Here is a 23,680-nt window from a genome sequence, read left to right as displayed (position 1 = left end):
GTCAAAAAAGATAGCCATTATACTGGAAATTCTAACCAGAGATAAGGCCATAACCCCGTTCTTATCAAGACAATTTTTTGTTATCCGATAACATTCACAGGATTTATTATTAAATACTATGATTTATAGCGACAGTTTGCTTTTTGAAGTTTATCATCATTCGGCCGTTTTTTTGGGTTAGGCATTTTTTGGGTTAGGCAATGGAGTTAAAAATGGTTAGCTCGCTTTATATCGTATTGGGCGCACTATTATTGATTAAGCTGTCTCTGGATGTCGTCAAATTGAGAACGCAATATCAGGTAGCCTATGGCGATGGCGGTTTTTACGAATTACAAACCGCCATTCGGGTTCATGGTAACGCGGTTGAATATATTCCCATTTCTATGCTGTTATTGATTGTCATGGAGATGAATGGCGCCGCCGTCTGGATGCTGCATATATGTGGGTTGGTGTTACTTTCCGGTAGGTTGCTGCACTACTTTGGCCTGCGTCATCGCGAGATACAGTGGCGGCGTATGGGAATGGCGGCAACCTATATCTCAATGTTAATCATGATCATGACTAATATTTACTATTTGCCTTGGGAGCAAATTTTTTCTCTCTATATATAATTTCTCTTTATACACCAACAGCCCGCCATAAATACCCCCAAATCGCCGCGCGACGGTAGCCACATTTTGCCGTCGCCGCCTGAGGATCCCGATTGATTTTTCCTTTCTGTGATTACCCCTTTCTGCCTTTTCCCGCATTCTGTTAGAATGGCAGCTTCTTATTGTTTCCAAAACCAATGCAGTTATGTCAAATCAAGATCCTCATAATCAACGGGACAGCCTGTTCTCTGCTCCAATCGCCAATTTAGGTGACTGGAGTTTCGACGAACGGGTTGCCGAAGTTTTTCCTGATATGGTAAAACGCTCCATTCCCGGTTACTCCAATATCATTTCCATGATAGGTATGCTGGCAGAACGTTTTATCATGCCAGACAGTCAAATTTATGACCTCGGCTGCTCCCTTGGTGCAGCCACACTATCGATCCGTCGTGCCATTAGTGCCGATATTAGTGCCGATGATTGCAAGACAGAGGGCTGCCGTATCATTGCGGTCGATAATTCACCGGCAATGATTGAACGCTGCCGCCGCCATATTGACGCTTTCAAGTCCAGCATCCCCGTTGAGGTGCTCGAACAAGATATTCTTGATGCTGACATTCAGAACGCCTCAATGGTCGTACTGAATTTCACCTTACAATTCCTGCATCCTGATGATCGGCAGACCATGCTGGATAAAATTTATGCGGGATTAAAGCCCGGTGGTGTGCTTGTTCTGTCTGAAAAATTCAATTTCGAAGATGAACAAATGGGCGAATTACTGTTCAATATGCACTACGATTTCAAGCGAGCCAATGGATACAGCGAGCTGGAGATCAGCCAGAAGCGCAGTATGCTGGAAAACGTCATGCGGACAGATTCCGTTGAAACCCATAAATCACGCCTGAAAAAAGCCGGATTCCAGCATGTTGAAGTCTGGTATCAATGCTTTAATTTTGGCTCGTTGTTGGCAATAAAAGGAGCTGACCAATGATCGATTTCGGTAATTTTTATCAATTGATTGCCAAAAATCACTTGAATCATTGGTTGGAATGCTTGCCTGCACAACTCAACCACTGGCAGAAAGCCGCGCTGCATGGTCAGTTCAGTTCATGGGTAAAGAATCTGGAAAACCTGCCTGAAATTCAACCATCCCGGATTGACCTGAAAAATGGGGTCATTGCCAGACATGAACCGGAATTACCCGATGGCGAAAAAGCACGGATCTGCAACATCCTGAAAATATTGATGCCGTGGCGCAAAGGGCCGTATTCACTGTATGGCGTTGAGATCGATACTGAATGGCGTTCTGATTGGAAATGGGATCGCGTTCTTCCCCATATTTCGCCTTTAGCAGGCAAAACCGTGCTTGATGTAGGTTGTGGCAGCGGTTATCACATGTGGCGCATGGTGGGTGAAGGTGCTCAATTGGTCGTGGGTATCGACCCTACCCAACTTTTCCTTTGCCAATTTGAAGCTGTCAGGAAATTACTGGGGAACGATCAACGTGCCCACCTTCTGCCACTCGGTATTGAGCAATTACCTGAGCTAAAAGCCTTTGATACGGTCTTTTCAATGGGCGTGCTCTATCATCGCCGCTCTCCCCTTGATCATCTGTGGCAACTGAAAAATCAGCTCATTTCCGGTGGTGAATTGGTTTTAGAGAGCCTGGTCATTGAAGGTGATGAACACCAATGCCTTATTCCGGGTGAGCGTTACGCCCAAATGCGGAATGTCTACTTTATTCCATCCGCCAAGATGCTGAAAGTCTGGCTGGAAAAATGCGGTTTTGACGATGTCAGGATTGTCGATCAGGCGGTTACAACCGTGGATGAACAACGTCAGACAGAATGGATGAAGACCGAATCGCTGGTCGATTTTCTTGATCCAAACGATCACAACAAAACGATTGAAGGCTACCCTGCGCCATTACGGGCTGTCCTTATTGCCCGGAAACCATGACATCCTCCCCCCGCTTTAAAGACAGTGTCGCCTTAGCTGACCAAGTAACATGCGTTGATTGGCGAGCCAGAAAAGTGACAAAGAAAGGCCATGTTAATTCTTCAGAACTGGAAGATATAAGCGCTAAAGCAAAAGCGCTGATTGGATAACAGGGTTTTTACGGCGTATCAGGATAACCTTGGTGTGTGGACTGCCTGTTTTGACAGTTCACACCCTCAATCATTAATATTTTACTGTTTCCGGTTGATCAGGCCAATCATTCCCTTCATCGATTCGACTAACTGACCATCAACACTGTAGTGGGAATATTCATCTACATCGCGATCGTCCGAACCCATCGTCACCCCAGCCTTACGATATTTCATGGAAGAAGGCACCACCCTACCGGCTGAACTATGAATTTCCGTCGCGCCAATTTCCAGAAACTTGCTGATGTTGCTCATCCTGACACCCGCCCCCGGCATAATAATGGGTCCCTGGCTGGCTCGAACCAACTCTTTTAGCAGGGGTAAGCCCATTTCCGCATTTTGCTGCTGGCCTGAAGTTAAAATGCGCTGTACCCCGAGTTCAGTCAGTTGTTGCAACGCAACATGCGGATTAAAACACATATCAAAGGCGCGATGAAAAGTCACGGCCATTCTCCCTGACAATGACATCAATTGCCTCATGCGAAGCATATCGATATGGCCTTCCTCGTTCAAAACCCCAAAGACAACCCCGGGAAATCCCAGATCACGCATAAGGGCAACATCATTTTTCATGACGTCAAAATCCATGTTGCTGTAGCAGAAATCGCCTCCCCTTGGCCGCACAATGGGATGAACGGGAATCGCTATCTGCTGTAATGCTTGCTGCAACGCCCCAAAACTGGGCGTTACACCACCTTCCGATGGGCTGGCGCTCAATTCAATCCGATCAGCGCCGGCTTTTTGTGCAATTAATGCACAACTTATGCTATAACAACAAATTTCCAGCTTCATCATCCAAAGCCCCTCGGATATCAATGTGCCAATAAACCCAATAACTCACTTAATATTTCCCCCAAATATTTCATTAGTGAATCTATTAACTATGACAATTAATTTTCTCTAACGGCTTGTTGGAAATCACAAGGTTAGAATTTTTTGCTGAATTCGCAGGAGAAAAAAGTCATTTTTGCCGACTAGACCTCACTTTTGATAATTTGTTTAAGAGAAAAAGGATGAAATTTCATCGTAATTTCACCATCTGTCACCGCTAATGTGGGATTGGGTAACCTTTCTTTATCGCCTCTGGGGTAGCTCTCTTTGATCCGAAAACCGTCAGGCAGCGGATGAGGCAGCAACTGATGGGCCTCATTCATAAGTTGCTCCGGCTTGACCGGCAGAACAAGTTCAACATGCTCCCACCCCTGATGAACATAGTGTTTATTCCCCGGATACGGTAGCTCCACACACTCAATTTGCCATCCAAGTAAGGTGATTGGCTGTGCCAAATCAAACAAACAAATTGGGCGGCCATTAATGATATTTTCAGACATCAGCGAACCACATTGCAGAAAACCTTGGCGCCAGCGATCCGCCATCGAAGGGTCATTGCAACGCAAAGAAATATGATCGGCCGGATATTGGACCAAATGTAAACCAAGACGCTGGCTGAACTGCCTTAATTTTTGTTCAAACGCGCTTAAATCAGCGACCAGATCCTGCAATTCAGAAATCGTTGAAAAATGTGTCATCTTATACCCATCAAAAAATCGTCAAAATGGTTTCCGGCCGAGAGGGAAAACACGGCTGATTGCCATCGAAATAGCGGGGGATCGCCTGAAAGACAAGCTGAAAATAAAAAGTCATACCCGCAGCGGCGGCGGATGGTAGCATGCAGGATGCTGAATATGATATAAAACCCGTTATTTTCTCATAATCCACACGCTTGAAAGTATTTGCATAATTCAAATGCAGGAACTTTTGTGCGTAACTTAAGGTAACACGGTGAATATTCAGGCCATTCTTTCAGAAAAAATCAGCCAGTCGCTGATTGCGGCGGGTGCTCCAGCCGACAGTGAAGCTCACGTTCGTCAATCTGCAAAAGCCCAGTTTGGTGACTATCAGGCAAATGGCGTCATGGCGGCAGCTAAAAAAGTGGGCATGCCTCCCCGACAATTGGCAGAAAAAGTCGTCAGTTTGCTGGATCTGCAAGGAATTGCCAGCAAAATCGAAATCGCAGGGCCGGGTTTTATCAATATTTTTCTGGATAAAGCCTGGGTTGCAGCCAATATCGAAACAGTGCTGAAAGACAAGAAACTGGGTGTCACCCCCGTTGAGCCGCAAACCATTGTTATCGACTATTCCGCCCCCAACGTTGCCAAGCAGATGCACATTGGTCATATCCGCTCCACCATCATTGGCGATGCCGCAGCACGTACCCTGGAATTTTTGGGGCACAACGTAATCCGGGCCAACCATCTGGGTGACTGGGGAACCCAATTCGGCATGCTGATTGCCTATCTGGAAAAAGTCCAGAATGAAAATGCGGATGAAATGGCGCTGGCAGATTTAGAAGCATTCTATCGTGAAGCGAAAAAAACTTACGATGAAGATGAAGATTTTGCCGTTCGTGCCCGCAATTACGTCGTAAAACTGCAAGGTGGCGATGAATATTGCCGGGCAATGTGGCGCAAACTGGTGGATATCACCATGTCACAAAATCAGGAAACCTATAACCGCCTGAACGTCACCCTGACAGAAAAAGATGTGATGGGTGAAAGCCTGTATAACGACATGCTGCCGGGCGTTGTTGCCGATCTGAAACAGCGCGGGCTGGCCGTTGAGAGTGATGGCGCTACCGTGGTTTACCTTGATGAGTACAAGAACAAAGATGGCGAACCGATGGGGGTTATCATCCAGAAAAAAGATGGTGGTTACCTTTATACCACCACGGATATTGCCTGTGCCAAATATCGCCATGAAGTTCTGCATGCCGACCGTGTGCTCTACTACATTGATTCACGTCAACATCAACACTTGATGCAGGCGTGGTCAATTGTCCGCAAAGCGGGTTATATCCCTGAATCCATGTCACTTGAACACCATATGTTCGGCATGATGCTGGGCAAGGATGGCAAGCCATTCAAAACCCGTGCGGGAGGGACAGTCAGGCTGTCTGATTTGTTGGATGAAGCCATTGAACGTGCCGACGCTCTGATCCGTGGGAAAAACCCGGATATGCCAGAAGACGAACTGAAAAAAATCGTCAACGCGGTTGGGATTGGTGCGGTGAAATATGCCGATCTTTCGAAAAGCCGGACTACCGACTATGTTTTTGACTGGGATAACATGCTCGCCTTTGAGGGTAACACCGCACCTTATATGCAGTATGCTTATACCCGCGTAAACTCCATCTTCAAACGCGCAGAAATGGATGAAAGCAGCCTGATACATCCCGTTCTTCTGAATGAAGAACGCGAACAGGCGCTGGCGACCCGCTTGTTGCAATTTGAAGAGACCATCACAACCGTTGCCCGCGAAGGCACTCCTCATGTGATGTGCGCTTATCTGTACGATCTGGCTGGCCTGTTCTCTGGTTTCTACGAACATTGCCCAATCCTGAATGCCGACAGCGAAGAACTGCGCCAAAGCCGTCTGAAATTGGCCCTGCTGACAGCGAAAACCTTGCAGCAAGGTCTTGATACTTTGGGTATCCAAACCGTAGAACGGATGTAATTATCCGGTTCCAAACTGGCATGATTTGATTTAATCATGCCAGTTTTTTCTACTTACGATATTTTTTCAAATACCTTTTTTTTAAATACCTATGTTTTTTTCAAACACCCTTATTTTTTAAATACCACTCACTATAATCCCCGTTGGGCAAAATCTTTCAGCCTGAATCCCATCAAAGCCAGCGCCGCAAAATAACTACCGGCACCTGCAATCACAACCCCCATCAACCGTAACATGCGAAAGGCCATATTGCCCTGTTCCCAGGCAGGCATAAACCATAATATCGTCAGCAATACGCCAACCATGACCGCAATTGCCACCACCAGTTTCAACAGGAAGATGCCCCATCCGGCCAGTGGCTTGAAAATTTCACGCTTGCGCAATTGCCAGTAGAGCATACTGGCATTGAAACAGGCCGCCAAACCGATCGAAAGTGCTAATCCGGCATGTTTCAATGAACCAATAAAAGCCAGATTCATTAACTGCGTTAAGATCAAGGTGACAATCGCAATCCTGACCGGGGTTTTAATATCCTGGCGGGCGTAAAAACCCGGCGCGAGAATTTTAACCACAATTAATCCCATCAGACCAAAACAGTAAGCGATTAATGCCCGTTGAGTCATCTCTGCATCAAAGGCAGAAAAATTACCGTATTGAAAGAGTGCCACGGTCAAGGGTTTCGCCAAAATGCCCAACGCCACCGCACAAGGCAAAGCCAATAAAAAACACAGGCGCAATCCCCAATCCATTAACCTTCTGTATTCCGCGTGATCCCCACTGGAAAAACTTTTTGCCAATGAGGGCAGCAGAATGGTTCCCAATGCCACGCCCAGCACACCCGAAGGCAACTCCATTAAACGGTCAGCGTAATACATCCACGAAACGGAGCCAGAAACCAGAAACGAAGCGAAAATGGTATTAATGATTAATGAGATTTGGCTGACTGAAACCCCCAGAATAGCCGGCCCCATCTGGCGGATAACCCGCCACACACCGCTGTCACGGAAAGAAACCCGTGGCAATACCAGCATACCGATTTTTTTCAGGTGAGGAAGTTGATAAACCAACTGCAAAATACCGCCGGCAATCACTGCCCAGCCCAATGCCATCACGGGTGGATTACAGTAGGGCGCCACAAACAGCGAAAAGGTGATCATACTGACATTGAGCAATGTTGGCGCGAAAGCAGGCACAGAAAAGCGATTCCACGTATTGAGGATCGCGCCCGCCAAAGAAGCCAGAGAGATCAAAAAGATGTAGGGAAAAGTAATTCTGAGCAGATCACGGGTTAAGGCAAATTTATCCGGTGTATCGGTAAAACCCGGTGCAGTCACGTAAATGACCCAAGGCGCGGCAATTATCCCAATCACCGTGACGATCGCCAAAATCAGTGTCAATATCCCTGATACATACGCGATAAAGGTGCGGGTGGCCTCATCCCCCTGCTGATTCTTATATTCCGCAAGAATAGGCACAAATGCCTGCGAAAAAGCCCCCTCAGCAAAAATACGGCGCAACAGGTTAGGAAGTTTGAAAGCAACGAAAAAAGCATCCGTCGCCACGCCAGCGCCAAAGATACGGGCAATGATGGCATCACGAATAAAGCCCAGAACGCGAGAGAACATCGTCATTGAGCTGACCGCAGCCAGTGATTTGAGTAAATTCATGGTATTATTCTAAAATTGATTTTTATGAAATAAACATAATAAAAGGTGTAAAGAGATTAGGCCAACAAAATCAATTCAATATATGCCTATCATACTTCAAGCAGCATCTTTGTTGACAGCACTCACTCACCCGGCTTCATCCCGTTTTGCCAAACACGGCACACTTTCGAGCTGATAATCATTACCCATAAATTATACCTTACATCAGGAAAAGATAATCAAATCATTAAAATAACTAACACTTTATTTAAGCCAAGTGTTTTTTGGAAAAAATAATTTATGGATAAAAACTTTGTCTATCCGCTTCAAAATATTTATCTCACAAAACGATCAACTTCCCACGCCAATTTCACCCACACCAATTAACATTATAAATATTAATTAGTTATAAATTAAAATCCTAAAATAATGGCTTGAATACACCTATTTTTTATACCACTATTCTTAAACAAAGATCCTGTCTTTAAAAAACCTTATTTAATAAATAGATACGTAGCCTCCCTTCTGAACAATAAAAATAAACTTATATATTCCATAAACAAGACCGCACTCAATAATTACAAATAATAAACCTTATGCTTAACTATTATCAGGTTATCAGAGAAATCATCACCCTACATTATTGCGCCAAATTTTTGTTTATTCCTTGAATAACAAGGAATATGCGGTAGCTATTAGGTAAGAGTAAGGAAATTTTATGGAAAGACAGTTTATTGCACACTCTTCGTTGTCCGGAAAATCTTTATATTTCAAATCGCTGGTAGGAGTAGAAAGGTTATCAGAATCTTATGCGTTTGAAGTTCAGTTATTAAGTAAAAAGAAATTATCCGATCCCATCTCTCTCCATAATACTATTCTGACTGTGGAAATAAAAAACAAGTCAACAGCCCCACGATATTTAAGTGGTTATATAGAAAAAATAGCCTATGCTCCCTTCAACAAAGATGATGAAGATTTCTATTTATATACCGCGACCATAAGACCCAAGTTATGGGAGTTGAACCAAAGAATGGGTTACAGTATTTGGCAAAATAAAACCGTGCCCGATATTCTGGCAGAAGTCTTGAGTAAAGCCGGCATTCTCTTTGAAAATCAATTAACCGAAAAATACCGCACATGGGAATATTGCGTCAAACATAATGAAACTGACTTCGACTTTATTCACCGGCTGATGGAACATGAGGGAATTTATTACTATTTCAAACATGATATGGCAAACCATACCCTGATTTTGGTGGACTCGCCTCAATCACATCAGCCCATGCCCGGCTATAAAGAAATTAAATATATCAATGCCTGTCATTCGAGAAAAAGTTCACCAGAACATATTGATAATTGGAATGTCTGTAGCGTCACCATTCCCAATAGCTATAGTCTTGATGACTACAACTTCCGCAAACCGAGGGCTAAATTATTTACCACCGCCCAGACGCCTGCCAGTTCCATTAGTGACACTGAGATATTCAACTGGCCCGGACGTTATGTCGAACACGAGCAAGGGCAGTTTTATGCCAAGGTACGTCAACAGGCCTTTGAGGCAAAAAGTGAGCTGATTGATGGAAAAGGCAATGTACTGGGCATGGCGCCAGGCCATACTTTCACGCTATCGCTACCCAATAATATCAAAGGTGATAACCACGGCAACTACCTCATCATCGGTGTACACTATGCGCTTTATGAAGCGTCTTATGCATCTCACCATTTTTTCCACACGCCGGATAAACAGGGAAATATCGTTCAATTTGAAGCGATCCCCGCTAACACGCATTGGAAACCGGCTGCCGTGACACCGTGGCCAAAGGTCACCGGCCTTGAAACCGCCGTGGTCACCGGTCCCAAAGGTAAACAGGTATGGACTGACAAATACGGTCGGATCAAGGTGAAATTCCGTTGGGACAGGGATGATAAACATGATGATACCCGCTCCTGCTGGATACGTGTTGCAACCCATTGGGCTGGCTGGCGCTATGGCAGTGTATCGATTCCTCGTGTCGGCGAAGAAGTGATTATTAGTTTCGTCAATGGCGACCCGGATAAGCCTTTGGTTATCGGCTGTACCTACAATAATGAGAATATGCCCCCGTGGGAGCTGCCCAAGCATGAAACCCGGGCCGGCATTATGTCAAACACGAAAGGCGGTAAGCATGATCAGGCAAATTATCTCTTTTTAGATGATGAGCCAAATAACGAGTTATTCGATCTGCATGCTGAACGTGACATGAATATCTCAGTGGAAAAAGATAAAAAAGTCACTATTGATGGAAATCGCACGACTGAAATAAGGCAACAACAACAAGACACCGTGATCGGGGATGCCAACTTTACCTATAGAGCCAACCATGACACGACCATTGACGGCAAAGACACATTAACGGTCAAAACGGGTCAGCAAGAAACCATCAAAAAAGGGCGAAATACTGAGATCAGCGGCGGAGATACCTACTCACTTAAGGGAAATTTAAACGCAACCATTAAGGGAAGCTGGATACAAAATATTACCGGTCCGACCCTGATCTCAAGTCCCAGCCTTATTACGATAAAAAGCGATACGAATGTGGAAATAGTGTGCCCTGCTTCTATTTTTAACACGCTTGGCTCTAGACAGAACATTGCAGGACACAATTTTAGTATTACCGGAGCAGCAGAATCCATTAATGGTAACGTCTTTAGCCTAACTGGTATGAATAGCAGTGTCACGGGTATATCGCTCTATGCCGAAAAAGTGTCTAAGGATCTTTCTGAAATATCTTTGAAAGATATAAAGGTGAAACTTGAAAAAGTAGCAGCTTATTTTACCGCAGCACAGATCTTGCTAAGCTCCAGTCAGTTAACTTTATTCAGTTAATAACTCTCTCTATCAGGATCTCAATGAAAATCATCAAACCCCTGCGTTTAAGTATGCTTTATCGGCCTTATCGCTGGTTGCAAAAAAATCATCTCGGGATCTCTGCGATGGCGTTGGTTGATATGGGTTCAACTCCACGGGTACGCCCGGAAGCCGAACTTTGGCAGCTTGCTGAAAGTGAACTGGAAACCTGTAACGGCATTGTCGATCTCGCCATGCCTAAACCCTGTGCTGAATTTTTGGCAACCGGATATGCCTACACTCACCATCAGGCAGATAAAACTTCGTGTCTTGCCCGTATTCAGATAGAGGAATTAGAAAAGACCTTAGTGGCTTTTGGCGACCGTTATTGGGTGGATGATAGCCCTTCAAAGCCACAGCCGTTTGAACAGATGCGCCTGGATTGGAGCCGGGCTTTTGGCGGTCAAGACTATCAGGATAATCCACACGGCATCGGCTTTACTCCTGAAGATCTGGAAAATGGGCTGAAAATTCACCGCCTGCCCAATATTGAAACGCTGCACAATCAGCTAATATCGCAACGTCACTTAGCCTCACAGCAGGAAGTACCCACTCCGGCCAGTTTTTGCCCCCTGGATTTTGTCTGGCCATGCCGATTTACCCGGATTGGAAAAAAATACGATAACGCATGGTTGGAAAACGAATTTCCCGGTTTTTCCCATGATATCGATTGGCGGTTATTCAATGCGGCGCCAAAGGATCAGTGGTGGGAGGAAAATGCTACCCTGCCAGAACAGGCCAAATGGCGGATTTGGAATATGCATCCGGAAAAACCGTTACAGGAAGGCGTGTTACCCTCCTGGAACGCCCGTTGTTTTATCAAACGGTTACGCCTTGATGAAGAGATTTTTGAAGAAGTCGTCATGCGCAACACCACCGTGTGGTTCTTTCCTCATCTGGAACAAATGATCTTAATTTGGCATGGCAGCGCACAAGTGAATGAAGATGATGCCAAGGATGTCCTGCAAATGATATCGGCACTGGAACTGCATGATAAGCCCCGCCCAGAGAGCCATTATCTGCATGTTCTTGCGCAACGCATGGATAAAGAAAAAGGCGCTCTGTATGCCTTTCGGGAAAAAGATCTCATTCCGGAAGAAATTATCGGTCCGTGGCTGGATACGGAACAGCCAGAAAGAAATTCCCCGTTACAGAACAACTTTCAAAATCGTGAAAGACGCCTGCGTGAACAGCAACAGGAAATATTGGCTAAACAGGGTATCGATATCAATACTGTGATCCCGGCAGAAACAGAACCCCCTTTTGCTTCCCCGTCCAAGCTGGATGAATTACCCGAATTTGTGGAAAAACTCGAACAATATACGGCCAACAAACAGGCTGAAGCAGGGTTGAAAAAAGCAGAAATGACGGCCAAGGCAAAAGAACAAGGTATTGATATTGAAAAGTTGATGGAAACTCAGGCCAGAGGTCCGGAGAGTCTGCATCGGATGCGGGATACCTTACGGCAACAGCAACAAAAAATGGGATTCAGTGATCAAACGCTGGCTCAAATGGAACAATCAATACACACCATGTACTTGTTCTCAGTCCAACAACAGGCCCCTGCCCTACGTTTAACCGGCAGCCTGTCACAGATTATTCGAAAACGCGTACACAATATCATGCAGCAAGGGGGAGATTTCAGTGGCATGGATTTTACCGGCGCGGATTTGTCCGGCATGGATCTGCGGGGAGCCAATTTCACTCGAACTTTGTTGGAGAGTGCCTGTTTAAATCATTGCCAACTGGATGATGCCGATTTCCGCGAAGCCATGCTCGCCAGAACAGAGATTGGCCATGCTTCGCTACGTGGAGCCAGACTGGATAAAGCCAGTCTGGTTCTGGCTAAATGTGAGCAGAGTGACTTTTCGGCAGCCAGTTTTGAAGAAACACAACTGCAAGAAACCCGGTTTGATCGTTGCCGCTTTCATCAGGCCATATTGACCGGCCTATCCCTGCAACAACTCTTTATTACCCAGTGCGATTTCGCCTATTCACAATGGAAAAACTGTACGCTGATGGAGCTTGAACTGCCTGCACTTAAGTTCAACCATGCCAATCTGCATAAAGTGTCTTTTATTCAATGCAAGCTGGCACAGGCGGTTTTTGATCATGCCGAACTGGAAAGTTGTACATGGGTGGAAACGGAGGCAAACGGGAGCCGGTTTCTCTCAGCCAAATTACTGACCTGCGCATTTGCCATGGACAGTGAGCTTAATCAAGCCGATTTCAGCCATGCGACCTTGACAGAGTGCAACTTGCGCCAAATGCCGCTGGTTAAGGCTAAATTTTATGCCGCGACCCTGAATAACAGTGATCTCAGTGAAGCCGACTGCCAATTCGCTGATATGCAGTACCTTGATGCAGCAAAAAGCCTGTTTATCAGAACCAATTTCCAAGGGGCTTTGCTGAATAATGCCAATCTGATGAGCGCCATGATGCAGAAATGCAACTTCAACAATACAGATTTACGGGAAGCCAATCTATTCCGTACCGATATGTCCCAATCCATCATCAGTGATTCAACGTCCATTACGGATGCTTATATTAAGCGTACCAAGACTTTGCCTAAACGGAATAAGGACGTGATATGAACTTACTCACCGCAGACGAATTAGTGGAGAAAATCAAACAAGGTGAGAATATTGAAAAAGTCAGTCTGAAAAACGTCTCACTGACCCATCGTGATTTATCTGGCGCGATCTTTAACGAAGTCGATTTTTCCGGTGCCGATTTTTCCCATGTGGTACTCAAAGAATCCATTTTTACGCAATGCCAGATAGAAGAAGCCACGTTCAATTCGGCTACCCTTGAGCAAAACGTGTTTGAGCAGTGTCATCTGGGACGGGCTATTTTCGATAACAGCACATTGATAAACAATATATTCAATCAGTCGGTTTTAAAAAAAACCCAATTTACGGCGACAAAACAGAACAGCACACTATTTTCAGCCTGTGCCCTGCAATGTGCTGATTTTAGCCACAGTCATCTTGACCGCATCACCTTTCTTGACTCATCCATGGAGCAGGTAAAATTGAGTCATGGCTATTTATCTCTGGTGACTTTTCTTCATCAGGATTTACGGACAACCGATTTTTCTGCCAGTGAATTGACCAAAGTGATTTTTTTTGAATGTGACCTGCGTGAACAAAATTTCCACAAACAAATCATTAACACGTGCCAATTCACCCATAGCCAACTTGAGAAAGCCAATTTCAATCACGCCATAATAACTCATTGCAATTTCAAAGGCGCGGTTTTACAGGATGCCCAACTCTCCAATGTCAATGCAACTCAGGCGTTATTTACCGAAGCGGATTTAACCCGCGCCTGTTGCAAAAACAGCCTGTTTGAACAGGCCATTTTTATCGGTGCCTGCCTTGAATCTGCTGATTTCCGCCACAGTCAGCTTCCACTGGCCATCATGCACAAAGTGCGTGCCGAGAACGCCCAATTTATGGGTTGCAATATGACTTATGCCGACCTTTCCTATGCCAACGTCAACCACAGTGATTTCCGCACAGCTCACTTTATGAGAACACTTTTTCATCGCGCGCAACAGGTTGGAACCCTATTCTCTGACCGCCAAGGTATTCTGGAAAATGATCCTGAGCTATTCGCTGCTGAAGCGTGGAGTATGCAACATAATAAGATTTAATCAGGAGAATCTAAATGACGAAACATTCTTATGCTCTTGCCTCATATCCTTTTGTTCCTCCCCTGACGACCGAACCTGTGCAGCAGATGACCGGACAGATTGTCAGACTCCTTCAGGATGGCCATTTTAGGGTGGAGAGCAAGAATAATCGGGGTTGGCATTGCCGCCGGGCTGCCAGTTGCCTATTGGCCCCCATTCTGGGAGACACGGTTTTAATGACACAAATCGATGATCAACTCTGGATTTTAGCCATCTTAGAACGCATGGAACCACAAACTCTCTCTGAAATCAGCGTGCCCGGCGATCTGACTATCACATCCCACGGCAATTTGAACATGAAGGGCGATGAATTAACTGTCACGGCCAACAGGGGAAGCTGCCACGTTGATGAAATGCAATACAGTGGAAGATCCCTGTCAGCATGGATATCGACCGTCCGTTTGGTGGGCAGCCAGTTTGAATCGCTCTGGCAAACCGTCACCCAACTGAGCAATAGGTTATTTCGTCATACAACACAAACAGAGAAAGTTCATGCCGGTCAATTGGATATGCAAGCTGAAAGCTATGCGCGGTTACATGCCCAAAATACCGTCGTTTCTGCCAAGGCAATCACTAAAATTGATGCTGAACAAATTCATATCGGCTGAGGAGAAGAGATTATGTTTGCCAATACGCAAGGGGGTGGAATGGATCTGGCCACTCCCGATGTCTGCTTAACGCCAATCGGTTGGTCATCAGTACCGATCCCTTATCCCAATATGGCACAGGCCACAAGTGGCATCAGTAATGCGCTCAACATCCTGTTTGTCGGTTGTCCGGCACATAATTTGGCAACCACCATTCCCATCACAACGGGAGATAACGCCGGGATTAATTGTGGTGCGGCTTCCGGCACTGTCATGGGTCCCTCCCGTCATACCCTGGGCGCCAACTCTGTCTTAATCAAAGGATTACCCGCAACCCGCTTGTCGAGTTCAACCCTGCAAAATTCGACTAATGCCGTGGGCGCCCGCATTGTGCCCAGCCAAACAAAAATTCTTATTACCGCCGCCTGAATTCTTTATTTTTTCGCCGTATAAACAGCCAGTTATACCAAACATATCTTGGCGAACGTTATGACAATACACGATACATTAAGAAAATCCTTAAGAAAAAAAATCCCAACCAACAGGTTGAATTCAATCATGTGCGGGTTGAAAGGAATATGCCTATCCCTGTTTCTGATGGTCATGGCCGGGTGTTCATCACCACCGGCAAAATTGCCCCCGTATGAAATTATTTTCGAGACGGCATCTGCTGGCATAAATGATTCAGCGCCACTAAAAATGCACATTATTTTATTGAAATCGGATGAAGAATTTATGTCTGCTGATTTTTTTGCCCTACAAGACAAAGCCCAAAATACATTAGGCGATAAAATGATAAATGAAGATCAATTCTTTATCCGCCCCTCCCAATCGACACACTGCTTAGTGGAAAAAAATCTTCCCGAAGCCCGTTATATCGGAATTATTGCTGAGTACAGGCAATTGGGCGATAAGAAATGGCGTATTTCATTTCCGGTCCCCCGGCCTGAAAGACCCTCGTCATATCAGTTCTGGCGTTCTTCTCCTGACGAACTACGTGTGTGCGTTAAGGTCACTAACCATGGCTTAATTCTCATCAAAGAATGCGACTTAAGTTGTACAGCAGGAAATGAAGAAAACAATGAATAGATCAGAAAAAGTTATCTGGACAGAAGGGATGTTTTTACGTCCCCACCATTTTCAACAGTCGGAAAACTATCTGGAAGCCTATATCCGGGACTGGGGGATCGCACAAACACCTTACTATTGGGGGTTTTCGGCACTCGAATGGGATCAGGAGCTGCTCAATCAAGGTAAAGTCAGACTTTCTTCAGCCAAGGGCATTTTCCCTGACGGAACTCCCTTTAGTTTTGATGCAGCCCATGCCCCGACAACGTTGAAAATTACCGAAAATCAGACAAATATCAATGTGGTATTGGCGTTGCCTGCTTTCCGGCGGGGAAAAGAAGAAGTGATTTTCAGTGAACAAAAAGATTCTCTGGCACGCTTTGTCAGTATTGAAGTGGAAGTCAATGACGCCAATGCCATGTCAGTCGGTAATGCGGCCATACAATTCGGCAAAATGCGTTTGCGCCTGATGCTGGAATCGGATTTGACCCCGGAATGGACGGCATTAAGCGTCATGCATATCGTGAATAAAACCAGTGACAATAAACTCCACCTTGACGCACTGTTTATTCCCCCCCTGCTCAACTGTCGGGCCAATCCGCAAGTCTCAGGTTTTATCAACGACATACAGGGCTTGCTGGAACAACGCCGCCAACAAATCAGCCAACGTTTGTTACAGTTGGGACGCTACAATGATTCTGAAATCATGGATTTTCTCTTGCTGTCACTTTTGAATCGCTATTGCGGTCAAGTCAACCATATGCAACATCTGTCATTGCTGCATCCAGAGCGGTTATTCAGTGAATGGCTGCAATTTGCTACCGAGTTGGCGACGTTCTCCCAAAACCGTTTACCTGAAGAGAGCTTGCCTCTCTACGACCATGACAATTTGACACAATGTTTCAGCCAACTGATGATCCAACTGCGGCGCGGATTATCCATCATTCTGGAAGAACATGCGATCCAGTTGCCATTAACAGAATATTCCCACGGTTTGAACATAGCGACATTACCCGATTCCAACATGATACATAGGTTCAGCTTTATTCTGGCCGTCCATGCTGACGTGGCTAATGATGTATTGATGAGCAATTTCCCGGCCCAGATGAAAATATCCCCGGTTGACCGCATACGTGAATTGGTTCAATTGCAATTACCCGGTATTTCACTGCGGGCCATGCCATCGGTTCCCAGACAGATCCCCTGGCATTCCGGTTATGTCTATTTCGAATTGGAAAAAGAAGGTGATTTGTGGAAGCAAATGGAGAAATCCAGTGGCTTTGCATTACATCTGGCAGGCGACTTCCCTGGTCTGAACATAGAGTTGTGGGCTGTCCGTAATCAGGAAAAATCACGGTAACGGAGCCGATAATGCAAGAAAAGCAGAAAACTGAGCATAACATGCTCGCCGGTGAAGCCAATTTTAACCCTTTGGTTTCTGCTTCAAATCCACTGCTGAATACCATTCCCCAAATCCGGCATTCTATGGTTCATCCTAATCCTGCGCATTTACGCCAGCAATTAATCAACGAGATCCGGCATTTTGAAGTGGTATGCCAGCAGGCCAAATTGCCCTATGAAGTGATCATCGGCGCACGCTACTGTTTATGCACGGCATTGGATGAAGCGGCGGCACTCACACCTTGGGGCCTTCGCGGTGTCTGGTCTGCCAGTGGGTTGCTGGTGACGTTTCACAATGAAACCTGGGGGGGAGAAAAATTCTTCCAACTGCTGGCAAAATTATCACAACACCCTAAAGAGCATCTATTTCTGTTGGAACTGATTAACTTCTGTCTCCAACTGGGATTTGAGGGACGTTATCGGGTTATCGATAATGGCCGTACCCAGTTGGAAACCGTGAAACAACGCCTGTTTCAGTTAATCCGTTCAATTCGGGGCAGTTACCCTGCAGAGCTGTCAGCAAAAGTACAAGCCATCACCGTACCAAGTAAATCCTGGCGATTTTCCGTACCGCTATGGATCTCTATCGCCTTACTCAGTTTTTTAGTGTTCCTCCTCTATATCGGGCTGAGTTGGCGATTAAACGGCATCATCAACCCGGTTTTGGCGAAAATATACCAAGTTGATTTGCCAAATGTGACTCTTAGTCAACAAAATGTGCCGCCCAAGCCCCCGGTTCTGAACCTGAGTAGGTTGTTGGAAGATGAAGTGGCCGCAGGATTATTAACAGTCACCGACCTGCCTGACAGCAGCACGATCACCTTACAGGGGGATGGTTTGTTCACCAGCAGTTCTGTTCAGATCAAAGATCGTTATTTGGATATCATCAGGAATATCGCTGAAGCAATGAATAATTTTAAAGGCAAGATTTTAATCGTCGGATATACCGATAATATTCCCATAGGTTCCCATTCTTCTTTTTCATCTAACTATGCTTTATCGCTGGCCAGAGCAGAATCGGTACAAAAAGAACTTCAACGTTATCTCAATGATCCTGAAAGAATCACCGTTGAGGGAAAAGGCGCCCGTGACCCTTTAGTTCCCAATAATACTCCCAACAATCGAGCCAAAAACCGGCGAGTCCAAATTACGCTGTTAATTCCTTCTGCAGGTCAAACGATGTAAAGGAAAAATGTAAGGAAAATAAGACATGCTGAATGCACTCCTTTCTATCATCACCAGCCGATTGACATGGAGTTTCCTCGGAGTCACCGTTATCTCTTTGGTTATTTGGTTTATTGGTCCTGTTATTTCTGTCGGTAATACAGTCCCCTTTAAACTTATTTCGATCCGCGTAATGACCATCCTTTGTCTGTTTTTGATTTGGTCTTTAAATCAGTTAGTCCCCCGCTTGTACCAATTATGGTTCAAGAAAAAACTGGCCAGCCAATTCAATATAGGTAAGGATGAAGAAGAAAATAAACAGGATGTCCACTATCTTACATTGAAAGAGCGTTTTTCTGATGCGGCTCGTTTATTGAAAAAATCCTATTTTTCCGGCTTACTGAATCAACATAAACCTCATTGGATAAACTTTTTCAGTCGTCAATATCTCTATCAGTTACCTTGGTATCTCGTTATTGGTGCCCCACAGTCAGGTAAAACAACCGCACTGGCAAATTCTGGTCTCCATTTTCCATTGGCGGGCTATTTCAGAAAATCTGCTTTGTATAATATGAAAAATGCAGACCTGGAAAATGAAAATATAAAAAATGGAAATAGGCCAAATGGAGACAACTGTAACTGGTGGTTTGCCAATAATGCCATTCTGCTCGATATCACAGGACGCTACATCATTCAGGATAATCGACACACGCAAGATGCCAAGGAATGGAAAGTTTTTATCCGGCTGTTGAAGAAATACCGTCCACGCCAGCCACTCAATGGGATCATGATTGCCATCAGTGTGGAAGATTTACTTAATCCATCCACTGAAGCGCGGGATCAACAAGCCTATATGCTGCGCAGACGTTTATCGGAATTGCATGAACAGCTCAAAATACAATTCCCAATCTACATCATCATCACTAAAACCGATTTACTCAAAGGATTCAGCGCTTATTTCGCCCATTTTGACAAGACTTTGCGTGAGCAAATTTGGGGATTTAATTTTCCGTGGGATAAAAATATTGATTGGGATCTGAATAAAATATTTGAACAACAATATAGCCAATTACAATTACGGTTGGAGGCTGAACTCCCTGATATTCTCTTAAACGGACACACTGCCCGGCAATGTGCTGAAAGCTATCTGTTTCCACAAGAATTTGCGGCCTTACGCCCACTGATTGCCCATTATTTTGACATAATATTCGCCAAATCGGGATTTGAAATCCCCTGTTACCCACGAGGGCTGTATTTCACCAGTGGAACACAGGAAGGAGTCCCATTGGACCATGTGATGGGGAAATTTAACCATGACTTTCAATTAGCCACCGATAACGACAGTGACTCGATGTCATGGGGCAATAATAACGATATTGGGCATCCGAAGCCCGCCCGCCAAACTTATTTTATCCGGAATTTGCTGGAAAACATTTTTCAGGAAGCGGGCATCGCTGGCTATAACCGTTGGTGGGTATACCGCAAACGCCTGTGGAATGGATTCGGATATATTGTTCTGGCGGCCATATTGGTGTTTGTGACCAATTCGTTTCTGACCAGTTACCACAACAATGATAATTACCTGATGGAAGTACAGGCAAAAATTCCCGCGATTGTGCAACAAGGCTCGGATTTGAAGGAAAACAGTTCAGTTTATGCCCTGCTTCCCATTTTAAACAGTCTGGCCCATTTAGATCAAAGCCCGGATTTTTCTTTAAAAGATCCCCCACTGTCTTATCGCATGGGGCTGTATTCTGGTGAACAAATCAGTCATGCAAGCCAGTCTCTCTATAGAAAAACGCTACAAAAATTGCTACTGCCACAAATAGCCATACTCATCACTAACCAAATGCATGATGATAACGACGACGATATAGAGAAAACTTACTCTACGCTAAAGGCCTATCAGATGTTATATCAGCCTGAGCATTATGATGGTCAGTTTCTACATCACTGGGTCATGCAATATTTGAAAACTGATTTAAAAGCCGATGCAACTCAACAGCAGTTTCAACAAATGAATGGGCATATCGGCCAATTACTGGATCACCAAGCTGTCACGTCACCGTTTATCCGTGATGAGCGTCTGGTCGAGCAAAAACAAGCACTAATCAGCCGCACGCCACCCGCACAACGCGCCTACAACTATTTGAAACATAAGTTGCTGGAGGATCCCGGTTTGATTCCTGTCAATTTGAATATGCTTGCAGGCCCTCAGGCTGAATTAGTTTTCTCATACGCCAGCAATACATCGGCCAATAACGCATCGATCAATAACACATCGATCAATAACACATTGGCCAATAACGATATACCAGGAATGTTTACTCCTGCGGGTTATCAGAAAGGGATTGACCAGGATCTCAATACGTTTCTTGCGACTTTATACTCACAAGATAGCTGGGTACTTGGCACTTATGCGAGAAAGCGGACAGATAAAGAAATCAAATCATCCGTTAAGCAGTTTTATATCAACGACTATATCTATCATTGGGACAAATTTCTGACTAATATTCGTCTAAATAATATCTCTGACTTAGAGCAACGAATTAATACCGCCCGTTTGCTGTCTTCTTTTGACTCACCAATGCGTCGCCTGCTCATTAATATCAGCAAAAATGTCACATTGAATAATAAAAGCAGCCATGATCTGCAAAAACTCAATAACGCAGTAAAAAATAAATCGGGTAAATTAACCCAATTAGCGGCCGAACAAATACTGTCAAATAATAGCCAACCTACGCCAGAGCAGCAGCCAGAACAACAGATAGAACACCATTTTGCACAAATTATCGACTTGGCAACCCCCACCAATCCAAAAGACAAAAATATCCCTTTTGATACGATCTTAAAGGATGTCAGTCAGTTATATCAGCATTTAACTTCGGTGCAAAATGCCATTAATACCGGGATGCCATTCCCTCCCGATAATATTATCACGCAGCTACAAACCGCCGCTGAACTCCTGCCGATCCCGTTCAAGAGCATGATCTCCTCACTGGCGGTTGGAGCCAGCCATGATACCCAGCTCAGTGATATGAAGAGAGTCGGTAAACAGCTTAAAGCAGAAATCAGCGATTTTTGTAATAAAGCCATCAATAATCGCTATCCGTTAATGCCTAAAGCACGTCAGGATATCAAACCTGATGATATGGCTCGGATGTTCGCGCCTGAAACGGGTTTAATGGCGAGTTTTTTCCAGAAAAATTTGGTGGGTAAGATAGATACCAGCCAACCAAAATGGCGGTTTATGCCGGGTGTGAATGGGAAGCCCCTGCCAGGCGGTGAGGCGTTGTTGCAACCTTTCCAACAGGCTCAGGTTATCCGCGATACTTTATTTACGGGTGGAACACCCTCGCCGTTATTCCGTGTCATGGTTCGCCCCATCAGCATGGATCACGATATATTGAGCATGATATTGGATGTCGATGGGCAGAAATTGCAATATAGTCACGGCCCTCAACTTTCACAGCTCATTAGCTGGCCCGGCCCGACCAGAACCAATCAGGTTCGTATCCAATTGAATTTAAGCGATGGCACAACGTCGAACTTATCGACTTCTGGCTTCTGGGCGCTGAATCGACTGCTGGATCACGCACAGCGCGTCTCAGGGAATTCAGCGACGGATAATACGGGCTTACGGGCCATGTTTAACATCAATGGTCATACTGTTTTGCTGGAGTTTACCCCGAACAGTGTTTTGAATCCGTTTAAACTCCCTGCTTTCGTTTGTCCCAATCCCACGGTTTTTAAAACAGCATGATCAATCGATCAATCACCTTACTTCAAACTGAACAGACGCTGAAGATACCATGAATATTACGACCTTACTTGCCCCAATCAGTGCGGAGTCTCCCTGTGGGGAAAATCTCGAATACGATGATGAATTTCTGGCATTAGAGCAAATCTTAATTGAAAAACCAGAACAACAGTTTGGTGATGTGTTTATTCCGGCCGAGCCGCCCAACTGGTTAGAAGTCGAAAAACAGGCCATTCATCTCCTCTCCCGCACCAAAGATCTCCGTATCATCATCGCGCTGGTTCAATCATGGTTAAATCTTCGGGGATTGTGTGGTTATGCTGATGGCCTGAATTTACTTCGGCAGAGTCTGAAGCACTATTGGGAAGACGTGTGGCCAAGATTGGAATTTAATGGTGAATATGATCTTTTACCGCGCCTGAACATGCTGGCAACCATTGAAGATGGCTCTCCTTGTACCATCAAAGCCCAACGTACCATTATATTAAAAAGTGTGTCGAGTGAACTCTCATTACAGGAAGTCTATTCACTGCTTAATGGCTCAGTCAGCGAAATCAAAGGTTATACGGGTGGGCGCACCCGATTAATAGAAGAATTAAAACAACAGGCCAATGCCCCTGAAATTAAGGCCATCATTACCCTGCGTGAACAGCTTATCGCCCTGATGGATATTATTCGCCATCATTTATCTGACAATCACGTCCCCGAATTGCCCCAGTTCATGAAACAGTTAAATGTAGTTATTGGGTTTTGCCCCGCATCCGATCCCCGGGAACCGGGCATTCCAGAAAATTCTACCCATGCAGAATTGCCGGGGTCAGCAACACTTATCAAACAGGACTCCTCTGTGGGACAAACAACTTCATCATCATCAATAACAACAACTCCCATCGTCAACGCGGGAAATGGGGCATCGTTCCATTGGCTCGACGCTGAGGTCAATAACCGTGATGAAGCACGCATTTTATTAGAAAAAGCCAAAATGTATTTTCGCAAGCATGAACCAAGCCATCCGGCGCCGATGATGATTGATCGCATTCAACGGCTTATTGACCGTGATTTTATTAATATTATCCATGATCTTTCCCCAGAAAGTTTAAATCAACTCGAAGTTATTTTTGGTCGCCAGGACGGTTCTGATCCAAACAATTTTAATCCAAGCAACTCTGACCCAAACAACTCTGGTGTGGATTAATCACTCTTGGTTTTAATTCACTGAC

Annotated in this window: 17 protein-coding genes; 14 read left to right on the top strand and 3 right to left on the bottom strand. The window is 45.0% G+C overall.

Features of this window, described 5'->3' with window-relative positions; all coding sequences use genetic code 11:
- Window positions 1-212 precede the first annotated feature (212 nt).
- The 3 genes from Xbed_RS11240 to cmoB all read left to right on the top strand — a co-directional run bounded on the left by Xbed_RS11240 (window position 213) and on the right by cmoB (window position 2,549).
- Window positions 213-611 carry an MAPEG family protein gene (locus tag Xbed_RS11240; RefSeq protein ID WP_086113017.1) on the top strand — a complete coding sequence of 133 codons (399 nt, stop codon included), beginning with the start codon at window positions 213-215 and terminating at the stop codon, window positions 609-611.
- Window positions 612-795: 184 nt separating this feature from the next.
- The gene (gene cmoA / locus Xbed_RS11235; protein WP_086113016.1) at window positions 796-1,581 is read left to right on the top strand and encodes a carboxy-S-adenosyl-L-methionine synthase CmoA; all 786 of its coding nucleotides are present in this window, start codon (window positions 796-798) and stop codon (window positions 1,579-1,581) included.
- Window positions 1,578-2,549, top strand: coding sequence for a tRNA 5-methoxyuridine(34)/uridine 5-oxyacetic acid(34) synthase CmoB (cmoB, locus tag Xbed_RS11230; protein WP_086113015.1), 972 nt, complete (start codon window positions 1,578-1,580; stop codon window positions 2,547-2,549). The genes cmoA and cmoB overlap by 4 nt, the downstream gene beginning before the upstream one ends.
- 230 nt (window positions 2,550-2,779) lie before the next feature.
- Here the strand turns inward: cmoB and cutC are convergent, their stop codons facing one another.
- Entirely contained in the window at window positions 2,780-3,532 is a 753-nt protein-coding gene (cutC, locus tag Xbed_RS11220) for a copper homeostasis protein CutC (RefSeq protein ID WP_086113014.1), read from the bottom strand.
- Between the two features lie 179 nt (window positions 3,533-3,711).
- Entirely contained in the window at window positions 3,712-4,266 is a 555-nt protein-coding gene (locus tag Xbed_RS11215; RefSeq protein ID WP_086113013.1) for a VOC family protein, read from the bottom strand.
- A 253-nt stretch (window positions 4,267-4,519) separates the two neighbouring features.
- Between Xbed_RS11215 and argS the strand changes: the two genes are divergently transcribed.
- Complete coding sequence (gene argS / locus Xbed_RS11210; protein ID WP_086113012.1) at window positions 4,520-6,250, top strand: arginine--tRNA ligase; 1,731 nt, start codon at window positions 4,520-4,522, stop codon at window positions 6,248-6,250.
- A 131-nt stretch (window positions 6,251-6,381) separates the two neighbouring features.
- Here argS and murJ read toward each other — a convergent pair whose 3' ends face one another.
- Window positions 6,382-7,917, bottom strand: coding sequence for a murein biosynthesis integral membrane protein MurJ (gene murJ / locus Xbed_RS11205; protein ID WP_086113011.1), 1,536 nt, complete (start codon window positions 7,915-7,917; stop codon window positions 6,382-6,384).
- 697 nt (window positions 7,918-8,614) lie between these two features.
- On the opposite strand from murJ, the gene Xbed_RS11200 reads away from it, so the two are divergent.
- The 10 genes from Xbed_RS11200 to tssA all read left to right on the top strand — a co-directional run bounded on the left by Xbed_RS11200 (window position 8,615) and on the right by tssA (window position 23,655).
- A complete protein-coding gene (locus tag Xbed_RS11200; RefSeq protein ID WP_086113010.1) occupies window positions 8,615-10,762 on the top strand; it encodes a type VI secretion system Vgr family protein in 2,148 nt (715 codons plus the stop codon).
- Window positions 10,763-10,785: 23 nt separating this feature from the next.
- Window positions 10,786-13,377, top strand: a complete 2,592-nt coding sequence (locus Xbed_RS11195; RefSeq protein WP_086113009.1) for a DUF2169 family type VI secretion system accessory protein — start codon at window positions 10,786-10,788, stop codon at window positions 13,375-13,377.
- Window positions 13,374-14,441, top strand: coding sequence for a pentapeptide repeat-containing protein (locus tag Xbed_RS11190; RefSeq protein ID WP_086113008.1), 1,068 nt, complete (start codon window positions 13,374-13,376; stop codon window positions 14,439-14,441). Before Xbed_RS11195 ends, Xbed_RS11190 begins: the two co-directional genes overlap by 4 nt.
- A gap of 14 nt (window positions 14,442-14,455) precedes the next feature.
- The gene (locus Xbed_RS11185; protein ID WP_086113007.1) at window positions 14,456-15,088 is read left to right on the top strand and encodes a DUF3540 domain-containing protein; all 633 of its coding nucleotides are present in this window, start codon (window positions 14,456-14,458) and stop codon (window positions 15,086-15,088) included.
- Window positions 15,089-15,100: 12 nt separating this feature from the next.
- Window positions 15,101-15,496, top strand: coding sequence for a DUF4150 domain-containing protein (locus tag Xbed_RS11180; RefSeq protein ID WP_086113006.1), 396 nt, complete (start codon window positions 15,101-15,103; stop codon window positions 15,494-15,496).
- A gap of 129 nt (window positions 15,497-15,625) precedes the next feature.
- Window positions 15,626-16,156 (top strand): type VI secretion system lipoprotein TssJ, encoded by a 531-nt coding sequence (gene tssJ, locus Xbed_RS11175; RefSeq protein ID WP_086113005.1) that lies wholly within the window; start codon window positions 15,626-15,628, stop codon window positions 16,154-16,156.
- Window positions 16,149-17,495 carry a type VI secretion system baseplate subunit TssK gene (tssK, locus tag Xbed_RS11170; protein ID WP_086113004.1) on the top strand — a complete coding sequence of 449 codons (1,347 nt, stop codon included), beginning with the start codon at window positions 16,149-16,151 and terminating at the stop codon, window positions 17,493-17,495. The genes tssJ and tssK overlap by 8 nt, the downstream gene beginning before the upstream one ends.
- 11 nt (window positions 17,496-17,506) lie before the next feature.
- A complete protein-coding gene (locus tag Xbed_RS11165; protein WP_086113003.1) occupies window positions 17,507-18,721 on the top strand; it encodes a DotU family type VI secretion system protein in 1,215 nt (404 codons plus the stop codon).
- A gap of 25 nt (window positions 18,722-18,746) precedes the next feature.
- Window positions 18,747-22,463: a type VI secretion system membrane subunit TssM gene (gene tssM, locus Xbed_RS11160; protein WP_086113002.1), complete on the top strand. Its 3,717-nt coding sequence runs from the start codon at window positions 18,747-18,749 to the stop codon at window positions 22,461-22,463.
- A 49-nt stretch (window positions 22,464-22,512) separates the two neighbouring features.
- On the top strand, window positions 22,513-23,655 hold the full coding sequence (gene tssA / locus Xbed_RS11155) for a type VI secretion system protein TssA (protein ID WP_086113001.1): 1,143 nt from the start codon (window positions 22,513-22,515) through the stop codon (window positions 23,653-23,655).
- The last annotated feature ends 25 nt before the right edge of the window (window positions 23,656-23,680 follow it).

Source organism: Xenorhabdus beddingii (assembly GCF_002127545.1).
GTDB lineage: Bacteria > Pseudomonadota > Gammaproteobacteria > Enterobacterales > Enterobacteriaceae > Xenorhabdus > Xenorhabdus beddingii.
This window is presented reverse-complemented; position numbering and strand designations above follow the sequence as displayed.

Coding starts and splice junctions, on each gene's coding strand:
- Xbed_RS11240 (WP_086113017.1), top strand. CDS start 213: ATGGTTAGCTCGCTTTATATCGTATTGGGCGCACTATTATTGATTAAG.
- cmoA (WP_086113016.1), top strand. CDS start 796: ATGTCAAATCAAGATCCTCATAATCAACGGGACAGCCTGTTCTCTGCT.
- cmoB (WP_086113015.1), top strand. CDS start 1,578: ATGATCGATTTCGGTAATTTTTATCAATTGATTGCCAAAAATCACTTG.
- cutC (WP_086113014.1), bottom strand. CDS start 3,532: ATGATGAAGCTGGAAATTTGTTGTTATAGCATAAGTTGTGCATTAATT.
- Xbed_RS11215 (WP_086113013.1), bottom strand. CDS start 4,266: ATGACACATTTTTCAACGATTTCTGAATTGCAGGATCTGGTCGCTGAT.
- murJ (WP_086113011.1), bottom strand. CDS start 7,917: ATGAATTTACTCAAATCACTGGCTGCGGTCAGCTCAATGACGATGTTC.
- Xbed_RS11200 (WP_086113010.1), top strand. CDS start 8,615: ATGGAAAGACAGTTTATTGCACACTCTTCGTTGTCCGGAAAATCTTTA.
- Xbed_RS11195 (WP_086113009.1), top strand. CDS start 10,786: ATGAAAATCATCAAACCCCTGCGTTTAAGTATGCTTTATCGGCCTTAT.
- Xbed_RS11190 (WP_086113008.1), top strand. CDS start 13,374: ATGAACTTACTCACCGCAGACGAATTAGTGGAGAAAATCAAACAAGGT.
- Xbed_RS11185 (WP_086113007.1), top strand. CDS start 14,456: ATGACGAAACATTCTTATGCTCTTGCCTCATATCCTTTTGTTCCTCCC.
- Xbed_RS11180 (WP_086113006.1), top strand. CDS start 15,101: ATGTTTGCCAATACGCAAGGGGGTGGAATGGATCTGGCCACTCCCGAT.
- tssJ (WP_086113005.1), top strand. CDS start 15,626: ATGTGCGGGTTGAAAGGAATATGCCTATCCCTGTTTCTGATGGTCATG.
- tssK (WP_086113004.1), top strand. CDS start 16,149: ATGAATAGATCAGAAAAAGTTATCTGGACAGAAGGGATGTTTTTACGT.
- Xbed_RS11165 (WP_086113003.1), top strand. CDS start 17,507: ATGCAAGAAAAGCAGAAAACTGAGCATAACATGCTCGCCGGTGAAGCC.
- tssM (WP_086113002.1), top strand. CDS start 18,747: ATGCTGAATGCACTCCTTTCTATCATCACCAGCCGATTGACATGGAGT.
- tssA (WP_086113001.1), top strand. CDS start 22,513: ATGAATATTACGACCTTACTTGCCCCAATCAGTGCGGAGTCTCCCTGT.